Annotated in this window: 7 protein-coding genes; 5 read left to right on the top strand and 2 right to left on the bottom strand. The window is 66.4% G+C overall.

The window, feature by feature from the left end; all coding sequences use genetic code 11:
* Nucleotides 1-503: 503 nt before the first annotated feature.
* Nucleotides 504-977, bottom strand: a complete 474-nt coding sequence (locus ACZK5D_RS16765) for a GNAT family N-acetyltransferase (protein ID WP_463666078.1) — start codon at nucleotides 975-977, stop codon at nucleotides 504-506.
* 343 nt (nucleotides 978-1,320) lie between these two features.
* Between ACZK5D_RS16765 and ACZK5D_RS16760 the strand changes: the two genes are divergently transcribed.
* The 3 genes from ACZK5D_RS16760 (at nucleotide 1,321) to ACZK5D_RS16750 (ending at nucleotide 2,564) form a co-directional block, all read left to right on the top strand.
* Nucleotides 1,321-1,566, top strand: a complete 246-nt coding sequence (locus tag ACZK5D_RS16760; RefSeq protein WP_463666142.1) for a toxin HicA — start codon at nucleotides 1,321-1,323, stop codon at nucleotides 1,564-1,566.
* Nucleotides 1,566-1,913: a type II toxin-antitoxin system HicB family antitoxin gene (locus tag ACZK5D_RS16755; RefSeq protein ID WP_463666141.1), complete on the top strand. Its 348-nt coding sequence runs from the start codon at nucleotides 1,566-1,568 to the stop codon at nucleotides 1,911-1,913. Before ACZK5D_RS16760 ends, ACZK5D_RS16755 begins: the two co-directional genes overlap by 1 nt.
* Before the next feature lie 162 nt (nucleotides 1,914-2,075).
* Complete coding sequence (locus tag ACZK5D_RS16750; protein ID WP_463666140.1) at nucleotides 2,076-2,564, top strand: hypothetical protein; 489 nt, start codon at nucleotides 2,076-2,078, stop codon at nucleotides 2,562-2,564.
* A 171-nt stretch (nucleotides 2,565-2,735) separates the two neighbouring features.
* On the opposite strand, the gene ACZK5D_RS16745 is transcribed toward ACZK5D_RS16750, so the two are convergent.
* Nucleotides 2,736-2,930, bottom strand: a complete 195-nt coding sequence (locus tag ACZK5D_RS16745) for a hypothetical protein (RefSeq protein ID WP_463666139.1) — start codon at nucleotides 2,928-2,930, stop codon at nucleotides 2,736-2,738.
* 369 nt (nucleotides 2,931-3,299) lie between these two features.
* Here ACZK5D_RS16745 and ACZK5D_RS16740 point away from each other — a divergent pair, with 369 nt between their 5' ends.
* Together ACZK5D_RS16740 and ACZK5D_RS16735 are read left to right on the top strand one after the other, a co-directional pair.
* On the top strand, nucleotides 3,300-3,800 hold the full coding sequence (locus ACZK5D_RS16740; protein ID WP_463665524.1) for an RNA polymerase sigma factor: 501 nt from the start codon (nucleotides 3,300-3,302) through the stop codon (nucleotides 3,798-3,800).
* A 5-nt stretch (nucleotides 3,801-3,805) separates the two neighbouring features.
* The coding region (locus tag ACZK5D_RS16735; protein ID WP_463665525.1) for a hypothetical protein at nucleotides 3,806-4,548 on the top strand (743 nt) is incomplete at its 3' end.

The following is a 4,548-nucleotide window of genomic DNA, read 5'->3' as shown; positions in this document are numbered from 1 at the left end:
CACATTGGCAGGTTTGGTGCCGTAGTCGACACCGAACCTGCCGATTGGCCCCTTCGCCGATCCGAGGCGTGGCCTCTGGCTGGCTGAGTGCCGCCGTGCGGTGTGGTCAGTCGAGCGGTTCCGTGGCGGTGTTGGTCGCTGCGGTGGAGATGTCGGTGTCGGCGTCGAGGGTGTCCGCGGTGGCGGGACGCCAGTGCGGGGGTCCACGCTCAGGGGGCGGAACAGAGGGTGCCGCTGCGGGCTCGTTTCCGCGCGCTCGGCTTCGGCACCTGGGGGTGGCGGGTGGCGATGTCCGCGGGGGAGTGGCGGTAGTGGCGGTGGCCTAGGGCCCGGTTGAACGTGGGCGGTGGCACTGGGGGACCGTCTCCGCGGTGGAGGCTCGGGTTGCAGCCCGCGTCTGAGGCGGGGTGACCCTCGAGCTTGACGAGAAGTGTCCTCAACGAACTGGATGACACGGCCGGGTCACGGACCGCCTGAACGCCCGAAACTGCCGCGGGCCTGACCTAGTCGAGTCGAAACCGCATGAGCCAGCGAGGGTGGTTGGCGGCCGTCGCGACGGTTTTGGTGATGCGCTCGAAGCCCTCGGATTCGAAGAGCGTGGTGGTGCCTACGTAGGCCGCCGTCGAGTTCATCCGTCCGTCGCTGGTGTCGGCGGGGTAGGCCTGGATGATCGGCGCGCCGGCCTTCCGCACGTAGTCGACCGCTGCCTGGAGCAGGAGCCGTGCGAGCCCGCGGCCTTGGTGCTTCCTCCGGATGCGGAAGCAGACGACCGTCCAGGCCGGAGCCAGGTCGACCTGAGTCAATCGCTGGGAATTCTTCACGGCCGGCAGAAGCTCCAGAGGGCCGAAGCCAAGCCAACCGGCCACCTCGCCGTCCACGTACGCGATCAGGCCTGGGGGCACGTCGCCAACCAGCAGTTCCTTGAACTTCGCCTCGCGACCGTCAGGGGTGTCCTTCGGCCCGAATCGGGGAAGCACGCACCAGCAGCCTGGGCTCACGGCCGCGCATGCGTCTGTGAAGCGGTCCTCGGTCGCGGGCCAGATGCTAACGTCCTCACGCGCGAGTGGGCTCCGCATGGACACGACCATACGCGAGATCGGGCATGGCCCGCTTGGGCTCACTGACGCATTCGCTCGACCCCGGGCGCGCGACCGTCGGTCGGTCAGACACGGGTCGTCCCTCGGGCTGCCGACAGGCTCGAACCCAGGGAGTTGGCTGAAGCCTCGCAACATCCGACTCTGCCGCTCCTGATGTGATCCGGATGGTGAAGATCGACCGCTTTAGGCTTGACGGTGGTACTACCTGCGGTACCATATCGCTGTGGCGACCGTGGACAAGCTCGTGGCAGCGATGCGGAAGAGTCCACAGAACGTGCGCTTCGACGACCTCCACAAGGTCTGCGAGCACTACTTCGGTCCGCCCCGCAGAACCGGCGGATCACACGCGGTGTTCAAGGCCCCTTGGCCCGGTGATCCGCGGGTGAATATCCAGAACAGCAATGGCCAGGCCAAGTCGTACCAGGTGCGGCAGGTGCTGGCCGCGATCGACAAGAAGGAGGCGAAGTGATGTCCCACACCGAAACGGCCGACGTGTCCCGTTATACCTACCGAGTGACGTGGTCGGTCGAAGACGACGAGTTCGTCGCCACCTGCGCCGAGTTCCCCTCGCTGTCGTGGCTCGCCGACTCCCAGCCAGCGGCCTTGGAGGGGCTGGTTGACCTGGTCGCAGACACCGTGGCCGACTTGGCGGCGGAGAGTGAGGCCGTCCCCGAACCGCTGTCGGAGCGGAGCTACTCGGGCAAGTTCAACCTCCGTGTCGGGGAAAGCCTGCACCGCCGCCTCGCGATCCAAGCTGCCGAAGAGCACCTCAGCCTCAACCAGTACGTCGTGCAACGCCTCTCAGAGGCCTCCTGAGCCACCTCTGGAACATCCGCAATTGCCGCATTGGGTGCTGCCGGTGGCGATGACGCTGCCTCCATGATCCTCCGCCTCTTGGCCCCTTGATCAGGGTCAGCTCCTCCAGCAACCTGCATGTTCACTTGGGGGCCTGACCCCCAAGGCCTCTAGGGTTCTGTCATGGAGTCGCGGTCGAAGTCGATGGTTGCCGAGCAAGCCAAGAGGGTGGTTTCTCCGCGCATTTTGGGCGTGGTGGCCGCGTCTTGTGGCGTTGCGGCGATCGCCACATGGGCGGCCAGGACTCTGCTTCAGGGTGGACCCGGCTGGGCTCTGACGGACGCCGTCCTGCACGCCGTCTTCTGGATCTTGCTCGCGGGTGCGGCGGTGTTCAGCGCCGGCGCCCGGGGGTTCTGGCCAGGACCCGTGGCCAGAACGCGTCGTCGTGGCCTTGTTCTGGGTGGGCTGTTGGGGTTCTTCGCTGTGATCGGGACCGCCGTCCCGTCCTGGTTCGTCTTCACCACGGCCCCCACCCTGTCGCAGCCGTTGCAGTTCCTGTCGTTGGTCTGGGGCGGGACTCTCGATTTCGTTGCTCTGGTGGGCTCTTTTCTGATCGCTGTGTCAGTCATCGGGCTACTGACCCGCGGCGGTTCAGCTCCAAGGGATCACTGACTCCTGGGTCACCAGCTCACGCTACGACGCCGCCCGCTTGACCCTCCCCGAAGGCTTCCTGGCGCCGCCATCCAGCTGCGCGCCGAGCGCGATAACGGCGGCCGCCATGCCAGTGCAGAGTTGCTCAGGCGAACGCACTGATGTCTGCCGCGATGGGTGGTGCTCGCGTGTTCAAGGTGTTCGTCGGCGTGCCCACCATCGCCAAGATGCGAGTAGGACCGCCGCTGCAGCGAGCAGCCACCAGAGTTCGTCCATCCCAGGTGGATCGGCCCAGGGGCCGAGGTAGAACATCGTGACCATGACGGCCGCGGTGACGATCGCCGCGGCGGAGAGTCCGGTGAGCAGTTCGAGGATGAATCGCACCACTCCTGGCCTCCTTCGCCTGCGCGCCGTGCGCAGTCAGGGTACCTGCGCGGCAGCCTTCGTTCAGCGCCGACTGTTGTGGCATCGGGTTCCTCGTCACCGTGTGTCTTGCTGATGCCATGTGTGTCGTTGTTGTGGGTTCACCTCGCTGCTGCTGAGGTCCACGGGTGCTGGTGCGCTTTGGTGTGTGCGGGAGGCGCCGTGGTCGTCTCCCATGTCGTTCTTCCCGGGGGCCGGTACCCCTGTTCTGGGGGGTGTGCTGCCGGGTCCATTTGGAGCGTCGCGGAAGTATTTTGGTGTGCACAGTCATATCGGGTGGGTGAGGAACGTATACGGGATGTGAATGCTCCAGGGGACGAGGTTTTCCGGCGGTTGTATGACGGCACCTCGCGTCGTGTCTATGCCTATCTGCGGCGGCATGCCGATCCGGATGTGGCCGAGTCGGTGTTGGCTGAGGTCTACGTCCAGGCGTGGCGCCACTTGGCCTCTCTTGACGCCGATCCGATGGGTTGGCTGATTGTCACGGCGAAGCGAGCGCTCGTGGACCAGCATCGTGCGCGGCAGCGCCGCGACCGGCTCGCCGACGCACTGTTTGCGGGTTCTCGTGACAGACGCCACGAGTCGATGGCCAGCCTGGTGGTGAACCGGCAGCTCCTCCTCGATGCTCTGCGTCGCCTCAGCGACGAGGAGCGCGAAGCCCTCCTCCTGGTCGGCTGGGACGGTTTGGACCACACCAGTGCCGCCGCGGTGGCGGGATGTTCAACGCCGGCATTCACGAAGAGGCTCTCACGGGCCCGCCACCGGCTCACCGACCTGATGGAACCATCCACAGCCGCGGCACCCGTGCTGCGACCTGTCCGGGGAAAGGTATGACTGACATGCGCGACATTGAGTCCATTCGGCCCACCGATGAGGCCATCGATGCCGAGTTCGATGCCCAGCGCCGGGAATCGGTGTTCCACGAGGTGCAGGCACGTGCCAGTGTGGTGCCGATCCGCCGCAGCCGCCGCTGGCCGGCGGCGGTCGCTGCCGCGGTAGCGGGCCTGGCTGTGCTGGGGCTTGCGTTCCAGGCGCTGGTGACCCTCAATGGCCACTCCGTTGCCGACCCGCCAGTGGCTGGGGTGACTGGCAGTAGTTCACCGACGCTGGCCACACCCCGCAACCTGCCGTCACCTCGATACGTTTCGGCCGTAGCGATGCTGGGGCCGGTGGCCGTCGCGGCCGCCGCTGCGCCCGTGGGAGAGCCCGACGCGTTCCTGCACGTGGTCAGGGTGGAGGAGCAACACAGCGTCGCTGGCCAGGGCTCATCTCAGCAGCCGATGCCAGTCGACTCGGGCGTCACCTACTTCGATGACTACATCGACCGTGACGGCTGGCTGTGGAGCCGGCGCACCGGTGACCAGCAGTTCTGGTTGCTCACCGGACAAGACCAATCAACGATCACATCCCTGCCCACGGCCCCGGACGCCCTGGATGCCGCACTCAGATCAGGCACCGGCAACAACAGCGCAGATGAGCGGGTGTTCAAGGGGATCCACGAGATCCTGCTCACCGAGACCGCGCCCCCGGAGCTGCGTGCAGCCGCGATCACCGTCCTGCAGCGCATCGCGGAACACCCCCA

This window comes from Tessaracoccus yangjingae (genome assembly GCF_055326235.1).
The sequence above is the reverse complement of the archived record's forward strand: the minus strand, read 5'-3'. Positions and strand labels throughout refer to the sequence as shown.

Excerpts from the sequence above, each read along its gene's own strand:
- ACZK5D_RS16755 (WP_463666141.1), top strand. The coding sequence starts at position 1,566 with ATGTCCCACACCGAAACGGCCGACGTGTCCCGTTATACCTACCGAGTG.
- ACZK5D_RS16750 (WP_463666140.1), top strand. The coding sequence starts at position 2,076 with ATGGAGTCGCGGTCGAAGTCGATGGTTGCCGAGCAAGCCAAGAGGGTG.